This window comes from Pantoea jilinensis (assembly GCF_019104105.1).
Classification (GTDB): domain Bacteria; phylum Pseudomonadota; class Gammaproteobacteria; order Enterobacterales; family Enterobacteriaceae; genus Pantoea; species Pantoea eucalypti.
The window spans coordinates 2,251,913-2,269,821 of record NZ_CP077746.1; the positions used below are offsets into that span (position 1 = coordinate 2,251,913).

Below are 17,909 nucleotides of genomic sequence, written 5' to 3' on the forward strand. Positions count from 1 at the left end.
AGGTAAGTCTGGTCGCTGTTGCGCTATTTTGCTGAAGATTGACGCACTTTTACGCTTCAGGGCACATCAAAACCCAGCGCCGCCTTACGAATGCGGAACCACTGCTGACGTGTCAGCATGACATTCAGTGCACCAGCGGCTTCGCTGACCCGGGATGTTTTACCTGAACCGATAATGGGCAGTGGGCGCGACGGCAGCATCAGTATCCAGGCATAAACGACCTGATCCAGGCTGGTGGCGCCGGTTTCCTGCCGCACAGCTTCCAGTTCGTTACGCAGTGGCTGATAGTGCGGATCGTTAAACAGGCGGCCTCCTCCCAGACAGGACCAGGCCATCGGACGAATGCGCAGTTGCTGGCATTGATCCAGCGATCCATCCAGCAGCACGCTTTGCTGAACCGGTGAAATCTCCAGCTGATTGGTGACCAGCGAGAACGGCAAGCGGGATTGCAGCAGGGAGAACTGAGAGGGTGTGAAGTTTGAGACGCCAAAATGCAGAACCTTGCCGCTCTGATGCAATGCCATAAAGGCTTCAGCCACGTCGTCAGCCGCCATCAGCGGATCGGGGCGATGGATCAGGAGCAAATCAAGGCGATCGGTGTGGAGATGGCGCAGCGAGTTTTCAGCGCTCTGCAGGATATGGTTTTTATCGGTGATGTAGTGGCCAATCTGATGCTCAGGCCGGGCGCGGGTAGCAATACCGCATTTGGTCACAATCTGCAGCTGGTCGCGCAGTCCGGGTGCCAGTTTCAGCGCCTCGCCAAATGCCGCTTCACACTGGTAGTCACCGTAGATGTCGGCATGGTCAACGGTGGTAATGCCAAGCCGCAGATGGTGCTCAATAAACGCGACGCGCTCCTGAGGTGACATGCCCCACTCCATCAGGCGCCAGTACCCCATAACCAGCGGTGAAAATTCTGGCCCCTGTGAAGCGATGGCTTGCGGTTCTAACATGACGTTCTCCCTGTTGCGCGTGGGCTGTAATTAATGTGTCAGAGAGTATAACGGAAAGCGCAAAGTCGTCAGAATAACTCTGGCTGTTGTGGCTCGGGTGGCTCGTCGCCTTTCTGTTGACGCTGCAGACGCTGTCGACGCTGCTGACAAAGGCGTATCACCTCACGCTTTTGCGCATCACTAAAGCGCAGCCAGTTGAACCGCTCATCGCGGCTGCGTAAACATCCCAGGCAGTAACCGCGTGCATCCGTCTGGCAGATGCCGCGACAGGGGCTGGGAACCGGAAAAAACTCAAGCTGCTCGGCCACCACGACTCCAGATTCATTAAATAAAAAGCAAAATCAGTCCACTCAAAAGCGTAGCCTGGTTGCGCAGGAAGAAAATCCTGACCGGTCAGAATTATCCTTTTCTTTCTCTCTGGGGTGAACACTCTGTGCCAAATGCAACAGACTGAGTTGCGTTAGACCGACTGGTCTACTAATCTCAGAGCCATGAATAAGACGCTGCAACGTAATGAAACCCGTGAACACCTGCTCCAGACAGGGGAGACACTCTGTCTTCAGCGCGGCTTTGCCGGAATGGGCCTCAGTGAGCTGCTGACGCAGGCGGCGGTGCCGAAAGGCTCCTTCTACTACTATTTCCGCTCTAAAGAAGCGTTTGGCGTGGCGTTACTGGAACGTTACTTTGCGCGTTTCCTGCAGGATGTCGAGCTGCAGCTCAACCAGACCAGCGGCACCCCGCGTGAGCGTCTGCTGAACCACTTTCGTGCGGCCGTTGAGCTGTTTGTGCAGCAGGGTCACATTATGGGTTGTCTGGGCGTTAAGATCTCCGCTGAGGTATGCGATCTTTCTGAGCCAATGCGTGACGCACTGCAGCAGGGCGCAGCGAAAATCACGGCCCTCTACGCCCGGACGCTGATCACTGCAGAACAGCAGGAGTCGATGAACCTGCCACAGCCTCCCGCGCAGATGGCGGAATTACTGTCGTTGCTGTGGCTTGGCGCCAGCCTGCAGAGCAAAATTTCCCGCGAGGCGCAGCCACTGCGCCTGGCATTGAGTACCATCGAACAGTGGCTTAAGAGCCACTGATTTTTAAAAAACGCATTTGTAGACGACTGGTCTACTAATCAGGAGCTATTATGGCGAGTACCCAGCTGTTTAATCCGCTGAAAGTCGGCGCAATTACCGTCCCAAACCGCGTATTCATGGCACCGCTGACCCGTCTGCGCAGCATCGAGCCTGGCGACATCCCTACCCCGATGATGGCGGAATATTACCGTCAGCGCGCCAGCGCCGGTCTGATCATCACTGAAGCAACCCAGATCTCTTTCCAGGCGAAAGGCTATGCTGGTGCACCAGGCTTACATACGCAGCCACAGATTGCAGCGTGGAAAGCGATTAACGAAGGCGTGCATCAGGCTGGCGGCCACACCGCCGTGCAGCTTTGGCATACCGGTCGTATCTCTCATAACAGCGTGCAGCCGGAAGGTAAAGCACCGGTGGCTCCCTCGGCGATTGCTGCAGGCACCCGTACTTCACTGCGTGCGGAAGATGGCAGCGTTTATCGCGAAGATACCTCAACACCGCGTGAACTGACCGTGCCGGAGATCAAGCAGATCGTGGCCGATTTCGGTCAGGCTGCGGCCAACGCACGTGAAGCGGACTTTGATCTGCTTGAGCTGCACTCGGCGCACGGTTATCTGATTCACCAGTTCCTGGCACCAGACTCCAACCAGCGTACCGATGAATACGGTGGCAGCATTGAAAAACGCGGTCGCTTTGCGCAGGAAGTAGTTGATGCGGTCATTGCTAACTGGTCTGCCGATCGCATTGGTATTCGCGTATCACCTATCGGTAGCTTCCAGAATCTGGATAACGGTCCGGACGAAGAAGAAGCGGCGTTGTGGTACATCGGCGAGCTGGCAAAACGCAATATCGCCTATCTGCACCTCTCTGAGCCAGACTGGGCCGGTGGTCAGCCTTACACCGACGCTTTCCGCCAGAAAGTGCGTGATCTCTTCCCGGGTGCCATCATCGGTGCGGGTGCCTACACCGTTGAGAAAGCCGATGACCTGATTGGTCGTGGTCTGATCGATGCCGTTGCCTTTGGTCGCGATTACATAGCTAACCCGGACCTGGTTGAGCGTCTGCAGCAGGATGCGCCGCTCAATCCACAGCGCCCGGAAAGCTTCTACGGCGGCGGCGCTGAAGGGTATATCGACTACCCGACGCTGTAATCGTTTTGGGCTGCCGTCCGGGACGATGACGGCAGCCATTATTCAATGGCGATTTTCATCGCTATACTTATCGCCTGGGTCATCCGGCGATGGCGTTTTATTTAAAAGAGGATGTTATGCGTTTACTTCATACCATGCTGCGCGTTGGCGATCTGCAACGTTCAATCGATTTCTACACTCGTGTGCTCGGCATGCGCGTGCTGCGTCAGAGCGAAAACACCGAATATAAATATACCCTGGCCTTTGTGGGCTACACCGACGAGAGCGAAGGTGCGGTAATCGAACTGACCTATAACTGGGGCGTCGATAAGTATGACCTCGGTAATGCGTATGGTCACATTGCACTGGGCGTGGATGACGCGGCAGCTGCCTGCGAACGCATCCGTAAAGATGGCGGCAACGTGACGCGTGAGGCTGGCCCGGTCAAAGGCGGCTCTACCATTATTGCCTTTGTTGAAGATCCCGATGGTTACAAAATCGAGCTGATCGAAAACAAAGATGCCGGCAACGGCCTGGGCAACTAAACCTGCCCCTCAGCCTGCCCGTTCGGGTGGGCTGAATCCCCTTCTCTGCGCTTCATCTGCTGCACCCGGCCCCGTTTTTTGCCATAATACGCGCTGCCCTTTTTCTGCAACGAGATCCTGATGTCTGAATCGAATTCCCCTAATGCACTCAATCAACGTTTCCGTGGCTTCTATCCGGTGGTGATCGACGTTGAAACCGCAGGTTTCAACGCGCAAACCGATGCGTTACTGGAGATTGCTGCCATCACGCTGAAAATGGATGAAGAGGGCTGGATTCAGATTGACCAGACGCTGCATTTCAACGTCGAACCTTTTGTCGGTTCGCTGCTGCATCCTGAAGCGCTGGCGTTTACCGGTATCGATCCCAGCAATCCGCTGCGCGGAGCAGTCAGTGAATATGAAGCGCTGCATGCCATTTTCAAAATGGTGCGCAAGGGGATTAAGGACAGTGGCTGCAATCGCGCCATTATGGTGGCGCACAATGCCACTTTTGACCTGAACTTTATGTCAGCAGCGGCAGAGCGTGCCAGCCTGAAGCGCAATCCGTTTCACCCCTTTGCCACCTTTGACACCGCGGCACTCAGCGGACTGGTGCTGGGTCAGACGGTTCTGGCGAAAGCCTGTATTGCGGCGGGAATGGAGTTTGACAGTACCCAGGCGCATTCGGCGCTTTATGACACGCAGCAGACAGCAACACTGTTCTGCGAGCTGGTGAACCGCTGGAAACGCTTAGGCGGCTGGCCACTGCCTTTCGCGGAAGGCGATGCAGAAGCCAGTGCATCCGCATAAGGGATGCTGCAATGGAAAAGGCCGACGTGATGTCGGCCTTTTTTTATTCTGCTTCTTTAAATTTTTCTGCAGTCTCTTTGATCAGCGTCTGCAGTTCACCACGCTGTAACATCTCAACGATGATGTCGCAGCCACCGACCAGCTCGCCATCAACCCACAACTGCGGGAAGGTTGGCCAGTTAGCGAATTTCGGCATCTCGGCACGAATGTCCGGATTCTGCAGAATATCCACGTAAGCAAAACGCTCACCACAGGCTGACAGCGCCTGTACCGCCTGTGCAGAGAAACCGCAGCTAGGCAGTTTCGGGGAACCTTTCATGTACAGCAGGATCGGATTTTCTGCGATCTGGCGCTGAATTTTTTCTACAGTACTCATAATTGCCTTCCTTAAATCGTGACTTCGTGTTTGTTTATTGTAGCGACTTCGCAGCGTGACTGAAAACGAGATTTTGTCCGCTACCGATTATACCGCCATCATTGTTAAGTCCTGCAGCGGGATGCACGACCCTCTGATTATTAACAGCGGGTAACAGTTTAATAATTCGTAATAATTTCGCTGATATAAGACGCTGAAAATGTTCATTTTCAGCGCGATTACGTGGGTTGCACAGATTAATATTAAAAGGCATTACAGTTTTTAAACGAACTGGACTAGAATGGCCTGGGCCCTGATCCTGGATCAGATTAATCTCAACTTTGTCGCGGTGCGTAGTGGCCCTGACAACTTAACTAATCAACGGACTATGCGTTTAATCATTACGCTTTTCATGCTGGCCATTGCGCAACTGTTTTTCAACGTCGCTGCTGCTTCACCGCACACGCCGGTGAACGTCAGTACGCATAAAGCAGAAAAAAAGAGTGCGCGCGACGATGAACGCCGCAAACGTCGCCAGGTAAAAACGGTGACGAAAAAGACTCGCCTCAGCCCTGTTCAAAAACTTAAAACGAAAAAACAGAAAAAAGTCGAACTCACTGCCAAACAGACGCCTGCTAAGAAGACCTCGCTTAAAACCGCCCGTATAAGCAAAAGCCAGCAAAAGAACAAAGAGAAGAAACGCTATGGCCATCAGCGCCTGCTAAAAACCGCTGAGGTCACCACCAGCGAGCCGGGCACGATTAAAATGAGCAAATCCCACCGTCAGCGTTATCAGAAGGCTCGCGAAACCGCGATGACCAAACTGATGGGCCAGCTGGGTAAACCCTACCAGTGGGGCGGCACTTCGCCGCATACCGGCTTCGATTGCAGCGGCCTGGTCTGGTACGCCTATAAAGATCTGGTGAAGTTTAAGATTCCGCGTACCGCTAATGAGATGTATCACCTGCGTGACGCCGCACCCATCAAGCGTGAGTCGCTGGAGAAAGGCGATCTGGTCTTCTTCCGTATTAATGGTCGCGGTACAGCGGATCACGTTGGCGTGTACCTGGGAGATGGCAAGTTTATCCAGTCACCGCGTACCGGAAAAGACATTCAGATTAGCGCATTAGGGGAAGATTACTGGCAGCGTCATTACATTGGTGCCCGTCGTGTGATGACGCCGAAAACCATACGCTAACCAGAAAACAGTCGTAAAAAGCCGGGAGATTCCCGGCTTTTTTTTAGTGCAGAATGGCGGTAAAACTAAAGGCTACAATCATCAGCAGACAGCCCGCAGTCGTCATTAAAGCCAGTTTAAGATCGGTACTCATTGTTTGCTCCTTAGTCACACAATTTGTGGGGATATCGCATTTTCCCACAGGGCCCGGTAAAAATCTCGTTTTATCCGTTCAGCCTTGTTAGAATCCCGCCTTTGTTGCGCAACGCGCGCAATCCTGATTCCGTTTGCGCCGGTTTTCAGGCGTTTGATTTTCGCCAGCGGCCTGTAAACCGGCCAGAAACGCGGCATTTTTGCGGAAAAAACCCTGAGCAGACGCAAACGTTTAACACTACGCTTATCATAGAGTTAGATAAGCACTGGAGTCCGATTTTCATGGCAACAATTAAAGATGTGGCGAAACGCGCTGGCGTCTCAACGACGACAGTTTCGCACGTCATCAATAAAACCCGCTTTGTCGCAGAAGAGACGCGCAACGCGGTCTGGCAGGCGATAAAAGAACTGCACTATTCGCCAAGCGCCGTGGCGCGCAGCCTGAAAGTGAATCACACCAGAACGCTGGGCCTGCTGGCGACCTCCAGCGAAGCCCCCTATTTCGCAGAGATTATTGAAGCGATTGAGAATCACTGTTTTGACAAAGGCTATACGCTGATTCTGGGGAATTCGCATAACGATCTGCAAAAACAGCGCGCCTATCTCAGCATGATGGCGCAGAAGCGTGTCGATGGTCTGCTGGTGATGTGCTCAGAATATCCAGACGACCTGCTGCAGATGCTGGAAGAGAACCGTAACATCCCGATGGTGGTAATGGACTGGGGCGAATCGCGCGCCGACTTCACCGACACGGTTCTGGATAACGCGTTCCAGGGCGGCTATCTGGCAGGACGCTATCTGATTGAACGCGGTCACCGCGACATTGGTGCTATCCCCGGTCAGATGGAGCGTAATACCGGTGGCGGACGTCATGCCGGTTTCCTGAAGGCGCTGGAAGAAGCCAGCATTCAGCCGCGCGCCGAGTGGATTGTCCAGGGTGACTTTGAGCCGGAGTCGGGCTATCAGGCGATGCAGCAGATCCTGTCACAGAAACAGCGCCCGACGGCGGTGTTCTGCGGTGGTGATATCATGGCAATGGGTGCAATTTGCGCCGCCGACGAAATGGGTTTGCGCGTACCGCAGGATATTTCGGTGATCGGTTATGATAATGTGCGCAACGCCCGCTATTTCGCACCGGCCCTGACCACCGTGCATCAGCCTAAAGCTCAGTTAGGTGAAAAAGCGCTGGATATGCTGCTGGACCGCATCACCAGTAAGCGTGAAGTGTCACAGACGATTGAAGTACACCCTACGCTGATTGAGCGCCGCTCGGTGGCCGACGGTCCATTCCGCGACTATCGCCGTTAATCCTCGCTTAACCACTCCTGATTAAGCGTTTGCGCATCACCCAGGTAGCTGAGCAACCAGCCAGTCGCCGGTGATGCGCGATCCTCAGCCCAGCTGACACAGCAGGGACTGTCCGGAAACGCCACCGGCAGAGTCAGTTCAACCAGATCGCCGCTGTCGAGCAGTGGCCTGGCAAGATGACCGGGCACCATCGCCACACACAATCCCGCCTGCACGCACTCCAGCCCGGTTTGCCATTCCGGCACCACCAGCCTGCGCTGGTTATCCAGCGTCCATGTCATTCGGCGCGGCAGTGCGCGTGAAGTATCTTCCAGCACCAGTGACGGCCAGCTACGCAGCGTGTCGTCATCGATCTGGCTCGCCTGCGTCAGGGGATGATCGGGCGCGACCACGCAGCGCCAGTTGAGTGTGCCCATATCGCGAAACGCAAAACGTCCGCCCACCGGAATCGCCTGGGTGGCCCCAATGGCCACTTCTACCCGGCCATCGGCCAGCGCATCCCAGACGCCGTTAAAAACTTCATAACTGATGATCAGCTCCATGTCGGGGAAATGGCGATAGAAATCTTTAACCAGTTGCGGGGTGCGCTGAGGTTTAGCGATACGGTCAACCGCGATGCTGAGCTGACCGCGCCAGCCGTTGGCCAGCTGCTGACACTGTCGTCGTGTGGCTAGCATTTTTTTGATGACGCTGCGCCCTTCACGGACAAAATGCTCGCCTGCCGGAGTCAGTACCACTTCACGGTGCTGACGCTCAAACAGCGGCACCGCCAGCCAGCTCTCCAGCTGCCGCACCGTGTAACTGATGGCAGAGGGCACCCGATGTAACTCCTGCGCAGCAGCGCTAAAGCTGCCGCCACGGGCGACTGCGTCAACCACTTCTAATGCATATTCTGACCACATAATCTGCCTTCAAAATTTTTAACAGCAAGCGGCAAATATTACCGTTTCACAGCAGCAAACGCACCTTTTACACTCTGCCGCGTTTATCCTGCAAAAATGAGAATGAGATGTTGTCGAATAAAGGATTTATGCCTTACCTTGCCCTGCTGAGCATGCTCGGCTTTTTAGCCACCGATATGTACCTGCCCGCCTTCGGCGCGATGCAGCAAACGTTTAACACCTCACCCGGCCTGATCAGCGCCAGTATGAGTCTTTTTCTGGGAGGCTTCGCTGTGGGTCAGCTCTTCTGGGGACCCCTTTCCGATCGCATTGGCCGTAAACCTGTGCTGCTTACCGGGCTGGCCATGTTTGGGATCGGTTGTGCAGGCATGCTGTGGGTCAATGATATCTATCTGATGCTGGCGCTACGTTTTGTTCAGGCGATTGGCGTCTGTGCTGCTGCCGTTAGCTGGCAGGCACTGGTCGTGGATCGCTACCCTGCCGCACGTGCCAACAAAGTTTTCGCCACCATTATGCCGCTGGTTGCACTCTCTCCGGCACTGGCCCCGTTGCTGGGCGCCTGGCTGATTGGTCATTTCCACTGGCGTTCAATCTTCCTGGTGCTGACCCTGATTGCGGTAGCCCTGATTCTGACCACGCTGCGTCTGCCCACTGTTCGCAAAGTCGCAGGTGAAAAAAAGGCACAGCCGGGTTTCTTTACCCTGCTCAAATCGCGGGTTTATAGCGGCAACGTGCTGATCTACTCAGCCTGTTCTGCCAGCTTCTTTGCCTGGCTGACGGGTTCGCCGTTTATTCTGGCAGATTTAGGTCTCTCGCCTGCCGACATCGGCCTGAGTTATGTGCCACAGACCCTCGCCTTTTTGATAGGTGGCTTCGGCTGTCGCGCCCTGCTCAACCGCTTTAACGGTTCACAGTTGCTGCCCTGGTTACTGGGTATCTACAGCCTGAGCATTCTGGCGCTGTTTGCTGTTGCGCTTGCCGGCAACAGCACGCTGGTTAGCCTGATGGTTCCATTCTGCGGCATGGCGCTGGCGAACGGCGCGATCTATCCGATTGTGGTCTCCAGTGCATTAATGCCCTTCCCGAATGCTACCGGCAAAGCGGCCGCATTGCAGAACACACTGCAGTTAGGTCTGTGCTTCGCCGCAAGCCTGGCGGTATCAGCCGGATTAACTCAGGCGCTGTTTACCACCACACTCACGATGACGGCGACCATTGTGCTCGCGCTGTTCGGCTTCGCCATGCAGCGTGCCGACAGCGCACAAAGTGTTGTTGCCTCAGCGCAACCTGCCTGCCAGGATAATCACTGACACACTGACTTCTTAGTTAGCATCCTAACAATAAGTCATTGAATATTGACCCGCGTGAGAATATACTCATTCGGGTCAACAAATCTGTAATAAATCAACAATATAATAACGTAATAATCTGATTGGCACCCTGTTGCCGGGACGGTATTCGCGCGCGTTATTCTCATCTTGCCCGTCCAGCTGCAGGCTATTCCAGTCCTCTGTATCACACAATAACCGGTGTGCGGAGTCATCCGTAACGTTTCTCAATGCCTGACGAAATTGGCTACTCTTTGTTCAGGTTCAGATTGGACAGGTGGTGGAAAAGCTATGAGTTCATCTTATGCTGAAGTAGTGAGCCCGGAAGAGAACCATTGGTATCGCATCGTTCATGAACTGCTGGAATCAGCGGATGTCGAAATCAATGGTTCACGTCCATGGGATATTCATGTCACGCATCCAGGTTTTTTTAAACGTGTTCTGCAGGAGGGTTCACTTGGGCTCGGTGAGAGCTATATGGATGGATGGTGGGAGTGTGACCGGCTGGATATGTTCTTTCACCACGTACTTAAACATAAACTCGATCAGCAATTGCCTCATCATTTTAAAGATACGTTGCGCATTGCCGCCGCTCGCTTAACGAATCTGCAATCAAAAAAACGGGCCTGGATTGTCGGTAAAGAGCATTACGATCTCGGCAACGATCTTTTTTCACTGATGCTTGATCCTTATATGCAATATTCCTGTGGCTACTGGAAAGAGGCCACGACGCTGGCGACAGCACAGGAAGCCAAGCTGGATATGATCTGCCGGAAATTAGCGCTGGAACCCGGGATGTCGCTGCTGGATATTGGCTGTGGCTGGGGCGGACTCGCGGAATTTGCTGCACGTCATTACGGCGTCAAAGTGCATGGCGTGACGATTTCCGCCGAACAGCAAAAACTGGCGCAGCAGCGCTGTAACGGATTAGACGTCACAATTCTGTTGCAGGATTATCGCGATCTGAATGAGCAGTTTGATCGTATTGTTTCAGTGGGAATGTTCGAACATGTCGGGCCAAAAAATTACGCCACCTATTTTGATGTGGTCGATCGTAATTTAAAACCTGACGGTATTTTCCTGCTTCACACTATTGGTGCAATTAAGACCGATATGAGCGTCGATCCCTGGATCGATAAATATATCTTCCCCAATGGTTGTCTGCCGTCAGTGCGTCATGTAGCGGATGCCAGCGAGCCCCACTTTATTCTGGAAGACTGGCATAACTTTGGTGCTGATTACGACAAAACATTGATGGCCTGGCATGAACGCTTTGTGCAGGCCTGGCCAGAACTGGCGGATAAATATGGTGAACGCTTTAAGCGGATGTTCTCTTATTATCTCAATGCCTGTGCCGGTGCCTTCCGGGCGCGTGATATTCAGCTGTGGCAGATTGTGTTCAGTCGCGGTGTTGAGGGCGGATTACGGGTGGCGCGGTAGGGTCATGTTAAGAAGATGCTGCCGCGCCAGGGGCTTTAAAAAGGGGCCTGTTCAGTTTTGAGCGTGTAACAGCACAGGAACACAGAAAGATTTGAAAGAGACAAACCCGTTATCCGTGGCGGGGGACGCTTTCCTCTTCTGACTGTGTTCCCTGTGCTTCAGGCTATTATATCGCTGCCAGATTCACCCGGATGGGCTCCCCAGCAATCTTTGACGCTTATTAGCTCTCGGCGTCAGTCTGGCCGGTCAGCATGCTCATCGCTGCCGCGGCATCGCGCTGTGCTAATACCCGCTCAACGGTCTCTACGATTGCCTGCGTGTGTGGATCGATCTCAATATTAACCCGATCGCCAAACGTCTTCGCGCCCAGCGTGGTGCGCTCCAGCGTTTCCGGGATCAGATAGACGCAGAATTTGGTTTTCGTCACATCGCCGACTGTCAGGCTGATACCGTCGATGCCGACAAAACCTTTATGCAGAATATATTTCATCTGCGTCGGGTCCTGGATTTTAAACCAGATTTCGCGGTTATGTTCTGACTGGATAATCTTGCAGATCTCAGCGGTGGTCATAATATGACCTGACATCAGATGACCGCCTATTTCATCGCTGAATCGGGCTGCACGCTCAATATTGACCACATCACCCTGACGTAAATCACCCAGGTTAGTTACCCGCAAGGTCTCTTTAATTAAATCAAAACTGACGCAGTCGCCGTCAATTGCCGTCACGGTTAAACAGCAACCGTTGTGCGCGACAGATGCGCCCAGCGCCAGACCCGGTAAAAGCGCTTCCGGCAGTCGGACAGTGTGGGTACGAAACAGTTCTTTCTCTTCAATGGACACGATTTCTGCGGTGCCCTGCACAATACCGGTAAACATAGTCTTTGCCTCTGCGAAGTTTGCGCTAGTTTATCACAGCTCAGGTCAGGTGTTAGATTTCAGCCGACGCCCTCTATTTAATGACGGCGTAAAACGCATTGTGTGACAAAGATTGGCGAATGCTATTGCGCCAGTTACACTAGCCCGCGCAATTTCCTGGGCTTTTCTGCCCTTTTAATTCTTTCAACAAATCAGGTGTTAACGTGCAGAAGTATTTAACAGAAGCGCGTCAATTGCTGGCCCTTGCGATTCCAGTCATCCTTGCTCAGGTGGCGCAAACCGCAATGGGATTTGTGGATACCATTATGGCCGGTGCAGTCAGCGCCACGGATATGGCCGCCGTTGCTGTCGGCACCTCTGTCTGGCTTCCGGCCATCCTGTTTGGTCATGGTCTTCTGCTTGCATTGACGCCCACCGTTGCGCAACTCAACGGTTCAGGTCGCCGCGAACGCATCGGCGAACAGATTCGTCAGGGATACTGGCTCGCTTTCTTCGTCTCGCTGCTGATTATGGTGCTGTTATGGCATGCAGGCTATCTCATCCGGGCGATGCATGACATCGATCCTGCGCTGGCGCTGAAAGCAGAAGGCTATCTGCATGCCCTGCTGTTTGGCGCGCCTGGCTATCTCTTCTTTCAGGTGCTGCGCAATCAGTGCGAGGGGCTGTCGAAAACCAAACCCGGCATGGTGCTGGGCTTTCTGGGCTTGATGTTCAACATCCCGCTCAACTATGTCTTTATTTATGGGCACTTCGGCATGCCTGCCCTGGGTGGTGTCGGCTGTGGTGTAGCGACCGCCTCTGTTTACTGGGTGATGTTTATCTGTATGCGCTTCTGGGTACGCCGGATGGGCAGCATGCGTGATATCCGGCTTGAGAGCCGCTGGTCGCCTCCTTCGCGTCCGATTCTGAGCCGCCTGATGACGCTGGGATTGCCAGTGGCATTGGCACTCTTTTTTGAGGTCACCTTGTTTGCCGTTGTTGCTCTGCTGGTCTCGCCACTGGGTATCGTCAATGTGGCGGGTCACCAGATTGCGCTGAACTTCAGTTCACTGATGTTTGTGTTGCCGCTGTCGCTGGGTGTCGCGACCACCATTCGCGTCGGTTATCGTCTGGGTCAGGGGTCCACCGAGCAGGCACGGGTCGCGGCCTGGACCGCTCAGGGTGTGGGCATCAGCATGGCCGCGCTGACCGCGATTTTTACCGTCACGTTTCGTCATCAGATCGCCCTGCTCTATAACGATAATCCCGAGGTGGTGACACTGGCGGCACAGCTGATGCTGCTGGCGGCCATTTATCAGTTTTCGGACTCGATTCAGGTGATTGGCAGCGGGATCCTGCGCGGCTATAAAGATACGCGGTCGATTTTCTTTATTACCTTTATCGCTTACTGGCTGCTGGGACTGCCCGCGGGCTACCTGCTGGCACTGACCGACTGGATTGTGCCGCGGATGGGTCCGGCGGGTTTCTGGTGCGGTTTTATTATTGGTCTGACCTCAGCGGCTTTGATGATGCTCTGGCGTATCAGGCGGTTACAGCAGTTACCGGCGGACATCATCCTGACACGTGCAGCACGATAGCTTTAAACGCGGGTCATTCGTGGCCCGCAATGTCGAAAAAAACGACGGTTAGCACAGTTGCTGCTCAGTCATGGCGAAAAAACTATTTTCCCCTTGCCAGGCTTACACACTGCCGTTAATATTCGTCCCCGCTGTCGCCCTGACAGCATGTTGCGCTCTTAGCTCAGTTGGTTAGAGCACCACCTTGACATGGTGGGGGTCGATGGTTCGAGTCCATTAGAGCGCACCAAGTGCGTCCGTAGCTCAGTTGGTTAGAGCACCACCTTGACATGGTGGGGGTCGGTGGTTCGAGTCCACTCGGACGCACCAATATTTAGTATGCGCTCTTAGCTCAGTTGGTTAGAGCACCACCTTGACATGGTGGGGGTCGATGGTTCGAGTCCATTAGAGCGCACCACTTTCAGAATTCCTTCAGTTTGCGCAACGCCTCCTTTTATTGATCTGCATCGCTTCTCCCCTCTGCTTTTTGATTGGTTTTCGCATACTTAGCGTCTATACTGTCCCGCGTTGCTTACTTGAAAGGTTTCAGCGATCACGTGCTTACTGCGATAACTCAAATGATTTGCGCAACAACAGCGTGGTGGTTACCAACCGTAACCGCACAACTTCCCTGCACGCCTGGCCTTCGTCACCTATTCTTACTCAGTACTGCCCTTTTCAGTCTCAATCAGAAATTTCACTTCGATGCGCTGCCATCGAATTCCGCCCTTATTCATCCATCACAACTTACAGAAAATCCGTCATGAAAAAGACTAAAATCGTTTGTACAATCGGCCCGAAAACCGAATCCGAAGAGATGCTGACTCAGCTCCTCGAAGCTGGCATGAATGTCATGCGTCTTAACTTCTCTCACGGCGACTATGCAGAACATGGTCAGCGCATCACCAATATGCGTGCCGTTATGCAAAAAACCGGTCGTCAGGCCGCGATCCTGCTGGATACCAAAGGCCCTGAAATCCGCACCATGAAGCTGGAAGGCGGTAACGATGCAGCGTTGAAAGCCGGCCAGACATTTACCTTTACGACTGATCAGAGCGTGATCGGTAACAGCGAACGCGTTGCAGTTACCTATCCAGGCTTCACGGCTGACCTGAAAATCGGCAACACAGTGCTGGTCGATGATGGCCTGATCGGCATGGAAGTGACCGAAGTCACTGAAAATACCGTGGTGTGTAAAGTCCTGAATAATGGCGATCTGGGTGAGAACAAAGGCGTTAACCTGCCAGGTGTTTCTATCCAGCTGCCCGCTCTGGCTGAAAAAGATAAGCGCGATCTGATTTTTGGTTGTGAGCAGGGCGTTGACTTTGTCGCTGCCTCTTTCATCCGTAAACGTTCAGACGTGCTGGAAATTCGTGAGCACCTGAAACAGAACGGTGGCGAACACATCCAGATCATCTCCAAAATTGAAAACCAGGAAGGCCTGAATAACTTCGACGAAATCCTCGAAGCGTCAGACGGCATCATGGTTGCACGTGGCGACCTGGGCGTTGAGATCCCGGTTGAAGAAGTGATCTTCGCGCAGAAGATGATGATCAAAAAATGTAATAAAGCACGCAAAGTGGTTATCACAGCCACCCAGATGCTTGATTCCATGATCAAGAACCCGCGCCCTACCCGCGCAGAAGCCGGTGACGTCGCCAACGCCATCCTTGATGGGACTGATGCTGTCATGCTGTCAGGTGAGAGCGCCAAAGGCCGTTATCCGCTGGAGTCAGTCACCATTATGGCGACCATCTGCGAACGTACCGACCGTGTGATGAAGTCACGCATCGACAGCCAGAGTGATAACCGCAAAATGCGTATCACAGAAGCCGTCTGCCGTGGTGCTGTTGAGACCGCTGAGAAGCTGGAAGCGCCTCTGATTGTGGTGGCTACCGAAGGCGGTAAGTCGGCGAAATCTGTACGTAAATATTTCCCGAACGCAACTATCCTGGCGCTGACTACCAATCCGACCACTGCACGTCAGCTGATCCTGAGTAAAGGCATTGAGACGCGTCTGGTGACTGAGATCGCATCAACCGACGATTTCTATCGTCTGGGTAAAGAAGCGGCGCTGGAAAGTGGCTTTGGCCAGAAAGGTGATGTCGTGGTTCTGGTGTCCGGTGCATTAGTACCAAGCGGAACTACCAACACCGCTTCCGTTCACGTCCTGTAAAACTTTCTTAAGCCATTATTTTGAAGCGCCTGAGTCAGGCGCTTTTTTTATTTCTACCTAAACCAAATACCAGAAAATTCCAATCGAAAATAACTATTCAAATACTCTTAATATTAAGGTTAATCCGATTAAATCCCTCTGTTTTCCCTTAATTTTTTTATCATATTCTGTGATCCGCTGCTTCTTTGAGCGAACGATCAAATTTAAGCATCTTCTCATCAAAAATTTATTCTCAACTTAAAAAGCTTTGTGTAATACTTGTAACGCTACATGGAGATTAACTCAATCTAGAGGGTATAAATAATGAATCGTACTAAACTGGTACTGGGCGCGGTAGTTCTGGCTTCAACTATGCTGGCTGGTTGCTCAAGCAACGCTAAAATCGACCAGCTGTCTTCAGACGTTCAGACTCTGAACGCTAAAGTTGACCAGCTGAGCAACGACGTGAACGCAGTGCGTTCAGACGTTCAGGCTGCTAAAGATGACGCAGCTCGCGCTAACCAGCGTCTGGACAACCAGGCTCACTCTTACCGTAAGTAAGAGTTCTGGTTTAAAAATGGCGCCTTTATGGCGCCATTTTTTTTGCCTGAATTCAGCACCCTTTCGGGTACGTGTTGCTTCAGGGTTGAACCGCTTTACCTTCAGTCTGTGAAACCGGATTCTCCGCGCTCGCAGATGCACTCTCCAGCCCCGCAGGCAGCACGGTGTCACTCTGTACCGGCTCTCCACTGCTCACCAGCACAGGCATGCCTGAGCGGCGCGTTAAGCTGGCTTTAATCAGCGCGCTATCACTCTTCTCACTTTTCATAAACTTCTTCAGGTCACCGGTGATCGCAATCGGCATGGTCTGGGGATCGTCTTTGTCGCTATGGGATAGCGGCTGGTGTACTTCCACGTAGCGTTTCCCATCCGGCTCCACGGCGTACTTCACCGGCTGATTGATGATCTGAACACGCGTGCCTTTTGGCGCCGCGTTAAACAGCGCTTCAATATCCTCTGAGCGCAGGCGGATGCAGCCTGAACTGACGCGCATGCCGATGCCAAACTTCGCATTGGTGCCGTGGATCAGGTACTGGCCAGTGCCGCGCGCCAGACGCATGGCAAACTGTCCCATCGGGTTATCCGGTCCGGCCGGGACCACGCCGGGTAGCGTAATGCCCTCTTTGGCGTAACGCTTGCGGATGTTCGGAGTGGGCGTCCAGGTAGGATTCGGGATTTTCTGGCTGATTTGCGTCACCATGACGGGTGTTGCTGCGCCCAGCTGGCCAATGCCGATGGGATAGACGATGACTTTATCTTCCCCTTTGGGATAGTAGTAGAGGCGAAGCTCGGCGAGATTCACCACAATCCCTTCGCGCGGCGTATCGGGCAGGATCATCTGCAGCGGCACCGTCAGCTGGGTGCCCGCTTTGGGCAGCCAGGGATCGGTTCCGGGATTTGCCTCCAGCAGACCCAGCAGGCCGACCTGGTAACGGGACGCGATCGATTCCAGGGGTTGTTTATCATCGGGAACCTGTGTCAGGACGTTCTCGCCAATCAGGCGACTGTCAGGCGGTGGCAGCGGATATTCGGTGGCGAACGCGGGTGCAGAGAGCCCAAAACAGGTCAGCAGCAATGCACCGGCTAAACGTAAAGCAGGTTTCATGCAATTTTCTCGTCAGATAAAAAACAGACGCCGGATGGCGTCTGTGGAGTGTAACTTAGCTGAGGTTCTGAGCGGTATGGCGAATAGACCGAATCATCGCCTCCAGCCCCTGCGACCGGGTGGGCGTCAGGTGCTGCATCAGGGCCAGTTCGCCAAACCAGTGGCGCACATCCAGCGCCAGAATGTCGGCGGGCTGAAGGTTCTGATAAAGACTAAATACGATAGCAATCAGTCCTTTAACGATAGCGGCATCGCTGTCGCCTTCAAACGCAATCGAACCATCTTCCTGCGGGATCATTCTGATCCACACCTGACTCTGACAACCCGAAATCACGTTTTCCGGCTGGTGTAAGGTTTCAGAAGATTCCGGAAGCTTTGAACCCAGTTCGATAATGTAGAGGTACTTCTCTTCCCAGTTGGCGCAACGATTAAAGTTGCGAACCAGTTTCTCTTTTTCAGGCAAAGTCGCCATCACTAACTCCGTTAA

At 53.4% G+C, this 17,909-nt stretch carries 19 protein-coding genes and 3 tRNA genes; 14 read left to right on the top strand and 8 right to left on the bottom strand.

Annotated elements, in window-relative coordinates; genetic code table 11:
* Positions 1 to 56: 56 nt before the first annotated feature.
* Both KTJ90_RS10620 and KTJ90_RS10625 read right to left on the bottom strand, forming a co-directional pair.
* The gene (locus KTJ90_RS10620; protein ID WP_003850274.1) at positions 57 to 953 is read right to left on the bottom strand and encodes an aldo/keto reductase; all 897 of its coding nucleotides are present in this window, start codon (positions 951 to 953) and stop codon (positions 57 to 59) included.
* 68 nt (positions 954 to 1,021) lie between these two features.
* Positions 1,022 to 1,261 carry a DUF1289 domain-containing protein gene (locus KTJ90_RS10625; protein ID WP_003850275.1) on the bottom strand — a complete coding sequence of 80 codons (240 nt, stop codon included), beginning with the start codon at positions 1,259 to 1,261 and terminating at the stop codon, positions 1,022 to 1,024.
* Between the two features lie 183 nt (positions 1,262 to 1,444).
* Between KTJ90_RS10625 and KTJ90_RS10630 the strand changes: the two genes are divergently transcribed.
* From KTJ90_RS10630 to rnt, 4 genes are all read left to right on the top strand, one after another.
* The gene (locus KTJ90_RS10630; protein ID WP_499024506.1) at positions 1,445 to 2,041 is read left to right on the top strand and encodes a TetR/AcrR family transcriptional regulator; all 597 of its coding nucleotides are present in this window, start codon (positions 1,445 to 1,447) and stop codon (positions 2,039 to 2,041) included.
* Between the two features lie 50 nt (positions 2,042 to 2,091).
* Complete coding sequence (locus KTJ90_RS10635; RefSeq protein WP_499024509.1) at positions 2,092 to 3,189, top strand: alkene reductase; 1,098 nt, start codon at positions 2,092 to 2,094, stop codon at positions 3,187 to 3,189.
* A gap of 116 nt (positions 3,190 to 3,305) precedes the next feature.
* Positions 3,306 to 3,713, top strand: coding sequence for a lactoylglutathione lyase (gene gloA / locus KTJ90_RS10640; RefSeq protein ID WP_008926200.1), 408 nt, complete (start codon positions 3,306 to 3,308; stop codon positions 3,711 to 3,713).
* 120 nt (positions 3,714 to 3,833) lie between these two features.
* Positions 3,834 to 4,502 (top strand): ribonuclease T, encoded by a 669-nt coding sequence (gene rnt, locus KTJ90_RS10645; protein ID WP_003850282.1) that lies wholly within the window; start codon positions 3,834 to 3,836, stop codon positions 4,500 to 4,502.
* A gap of 43 nt (positions 4,503 to 4,545) precedes the next feature.
* Here rnt and KTJ90_RS10650 read toward each other — a convergent pair whose 3' ends face one another.
* A complete protein-coding gene (locus KTJ90_RS10650; protein WP_170933470.1) occupies positions 4,546 to 4,881 on the bottom strand; it encodes a Grx4 family monothiol glutaredoxin in 336 nt (111 codons plus the stop codon).
* Positions 4,882 to 5,245: 364 nt separating this feature from the next.
* Here KTJ90_RS10650 and KTJ90_RS10655 point away from each other — a divergent pair, with 364 nt between their 5' ends.
* A complete protein-coding gene (locus tag KTJ90_RS10655; RefSeq protein WP_078804509.1) occupies positions 5,246 to 6,055 on the top strand; it encodes a C40 family peptidase in 810 nt (269 codons plus the stop codon).
* 43 nt (positions 6,056 to 6,098) lie between these two features.
* On the opposite strand, the gene cydH is transcribed toward KTJ90_RS10655, so the two are convergent.
* Positions 6,099 to 6,188: a cytochrome bd-I oxidase subunit CydH gene (gene cydH / locus KTJ90_RS10660; RefSeq protein ID WP_010245592.1), complete on the bottom strand. Its 90-nt coding sequence runs from the start codon at positions 6,186 to 6,188 to the stop codon at positions 6,099 to 6,101.
* Positions 6,189 to 6,469: 281 nt separating this feature from the next.
* Between cydH and purR the strand changes: the two genes are divergently transcribed.
* Positions 6,470 to 7,495 carry an HTH-type transcriptional repressor PurR gene (purR, locus tag KTJ90_RS10665; RefSeq protein WP_003850290.1) on the top strand — a complete coding sequence of 342 codons (1,026 nt, stop codon included), beginning with the start codon at positions 6,470 to 6,472 and terminating at the stop codon, positions 7,493 to 7,495.
* Here purR and punR read toward each other — a convergent pair.
* Positions 7,492 to 8,397: a DNA-binding transcriptional activator PunR gene (punR, locus tag KTJ90_RS10670; protein ID WP_110411483.1), complete on the bottom strand. Its 906-nt coding sequence runs from the start codon at positions 8,395 to 8,397 to the stop codon at positions 7,492 to 7,494. The two genes, purR and punR, sit on opposite strands and share 4 nt — an antisense overlap.
* A 107-nt stretch (positions 8,398 to 8,504) precedes the next feature.
* Here punR and punC point away from each other — a divergent pair, with 107 nt between their 5' ends.
* A complete protein-coding gene (gene punC / locus KTJ90_RS10675) occupies positions 8,505 to 9,707 on the top strand; it encodes a purine nucleoside transporter PunC (protein ID WP_105099223.1) in 1,203 nt (400 codons plus the stop codon).
* A gap of 309 nt (positions 9,708 to 10,016) precedes the next feature.
* On the top strand, positions 10,017 to 11,165 hold the full coding sequence (cfa, locus tag KTJ90_RS10680; RefSeq protein ID WP_003850297.1) for a cyclopropane fatty acyl phospholipid synthase: 1,149 nt from the start codon (positions 10,017 to 10,019) through the stop codon (positions 11,163 to 11,165).
* Positions 11,166 to 11,385: 220 nt separating this feature from the next.
* Here cfa and KTJ90_RS10685 read toward each other — a convergent pair whose 3' ends face one another.
* Positions 11,386 to 12,045 (bottom strand): riboflavin synthase subunit alpha, encoded by a 660-nt coding sequence (locus KTJ90_RS10685; protein WP_105099225.1) that lies wholly within the window; start codon positions 12,043 to 12,045, stop codon positions 11,386 to 11,388.
* A gap of 203 nt (positions 12,046 to 12,248) precedes the next feature.
* Between KTJ90_RS10685 and KTJ90_RS10690 the strand changes: the two genes are divergently transcribed.
* The 6 genes from KTJ90_RS10690 (at position 12,249) to KTJ90_RS10715 (ending at position 16,317) form a co-directional block, all read left to right on the top strand.
* Positions 12,249 to 13,622 carry an MATE family efflux transporter gene (locus KTJ90_RS10690; protein ID WP_003850300.1) on the top strand — a complete coding sequence of 458 codons (1,374 nt, stop codon included), beginning with the start codon at positions 12,249 to 12,251 and terminating at the stop codon, positions 13,620 to 13,622.
* A 152-nt stretch (positions 13,623 to 13,774) separates the two neighbouring features.
* A tRNA-Val gene (locus KTJ90_RS10695) sits at positions 13,775 to 13,851 on the top strand.
* A gap of 3 nt (positions 13,852 to 13,854) precedes the next feature.
* Positions 13,855 to 13,931 (top strand) — tRNA-Val (locus KTJ90_RS10700).
* Positions 13,932 to 13,942: 11 nt separating this feature from the next.
* Positions 13,943 to 14,019, top strand: a tRNA-Val gene (locus KTJ90_RS10705).
* Positions 14,020 to 14,364: 345 nt separating this feature from the next.
* On the top strand, positions 14,365 to 15,777 hold the full coding sequence (gene pykF, locus KTJ90_RS10710; protein ID WP_003853214.1) for a pyruvate kinase PykF: 1,413 nt from the start codon (positions 14,365 to 14,367) through the stop codon (positions 15,775 to 15,777).
* Between the two features lie 303 nt (positions 15,778 to 16,080).
* Entirely contained in the window at positions 16,081 to 16,317 is a 237-nt protein-coding gene (locus KTJ90_RS10715; protein ID WP_003853216.1) for a major outer membrane lipoprotein, read from the top strand.
* A gap of 79 nt (positions 16,318 to 16,396) precedes the next feature.
* On the opposite strand, the gene KTJ90_RS10720 is transcribed toward KTJ90_RS10715, so the two are convergent.
* Both KTJ90_RS10720 and sufE read right to left on the bottom strand, forming a co-directional pair.
* On the bottom strand, positions 16,397 to 17,422 hold the full coding sequence (locus KTJ90_RS10720; protein ID WP_039660350.1) for a L,D-transpeptidase family protein: 1,026 nt from the start codon (positions 17,420 to 17,422) through the stop codon (positions 16,397 to 16,399).
* A gap of 55 nt (positions 17,423 to 17,477) precedes the next feature.
* Positions 17,478 to 17,894, bottom strand: a complete 417-nt coding sequence (gene sufE, locus KTJ90_RS10725; protein ID WP_499024516.1) for a cysteine desulfuration protein SufE — start codon at positions 17,892 to 17,894, stop codon at positions 17,478 to 17,480.
* Positions 17,895 to 17,909 lie beyond the last annotated feature (15 nt).

Excerpts from the sequence above, each read along its gene's own strand:
- KTJ90_RS10685 (WP_105099225.1), bottom strand. The coding sequence starts at position 12,045 with ATGTTTACCGGTATTGTGCAGGGCACCGCAGAAATCGTGTCCATTGAA.
- punR (WP_110411483.1), bottom strand. The coding sequence starts at position 8,397 with ATGTGGTCAGAATATGCATTAGAAGTGGTTGACGCAGTCGCCCGTGGC.
- sufE (WP_499024516.1), bottom strand. The coding sequence starts at position 17,894 with ATGGCGACTTTGCCTGAAAAAGAGAAACTGGTTCGCAACTTTAATCGT.
- gloA (WP_008926200.1), top strand. The coding sequence starts at position 3,306 with ATGCGTTTACTTCATACCATGCTGCGCGTTGGCGATCTGCAACGTTCA.
- KTJ90_RS10630 (WP_499024506.1), top strand. The coding sequence starts at position 1,445 with ATGAATAAGACGCTGCAACGTAATGAAACCCGTGAACACCTGCTCCAG.
- KTJ90_RS10635 (WP_499024509.1), top strand. The coding sequence starts at position 2,092 with ATGGCGAGTACCCAGCTGTTTAATCCGCTGAAAGTCGGCGCAATTACC.
- KTJ90_RS10715 (WP_003853216.1), top strand. The coding sequence starts at position 16,081 with ATGAATCGTACTAAACTGGTACTGGGCGCGGTAGTTCTGGCTTCAACT.
- KTJ90_RS10720 (WP_039660350.1), bottom strand. The coding sequence starts at position 17,422 with ATGAAACCTGCTTTACGTTTAGCCGGTGCATTGCTGCTGACCTGTTTT.
- KTJ90_RS10655 (WP_078804509.1), top strand. The coding sequence starts at position 5,246 with ATGCGTTTAATCATTACGCTTTTCATGCTGGCCATTGCGCAACTGTTT.
- purR (WP_003850290.1), top strand. The coding sequence starts at position 6,470 with ATGGCAACAATTAAAGATGTGGCGAAACGCGCTGGCGTCTCAACGACG.
- punC (WP_105099223.1), top strand. The coding sequence starts at position 8,505 with ATGTTGTCGAATAAAGGATTTATGCCTTACCTTGCCCTGCTGAGCATG.
- rnt (WP_003850282.1), top strand. The coding sequence starts at position 3,834 with ATGTCTGAATCGAATTCCCCTAATGCACTCAATCAACGTTTCCGTGGC.
- cfa (WP_003850297.1), top strand. The coding sequence starts at position 10,017 with ATGAGTTCATCTTATGCTGAAGTAGTGAGCCCGGAAGAGAACCATTGG.
- pykF (WP_003853214.1), top strand. The coding sequence starts at position 14,365 with ATGAAAAAGACTAAAATCGTTTGTACAATCGGCCCGAAAACCGAATCC.
- KTJ90_RS10620 (WP_003850274.1), bottom strand. The coding sequence starts at position 953 with ATGTTAGAACCGCAAGCCATCGCTTCACAGGGGCCAGAATTTTCACCG.
- cydH (WP_010245592.1), bottom strand. The coding sequence starts at position 6,188 with ATGAGTACCGATCTTAAACTGGCTTTAATGACGACTGCGGGCTGTCTG.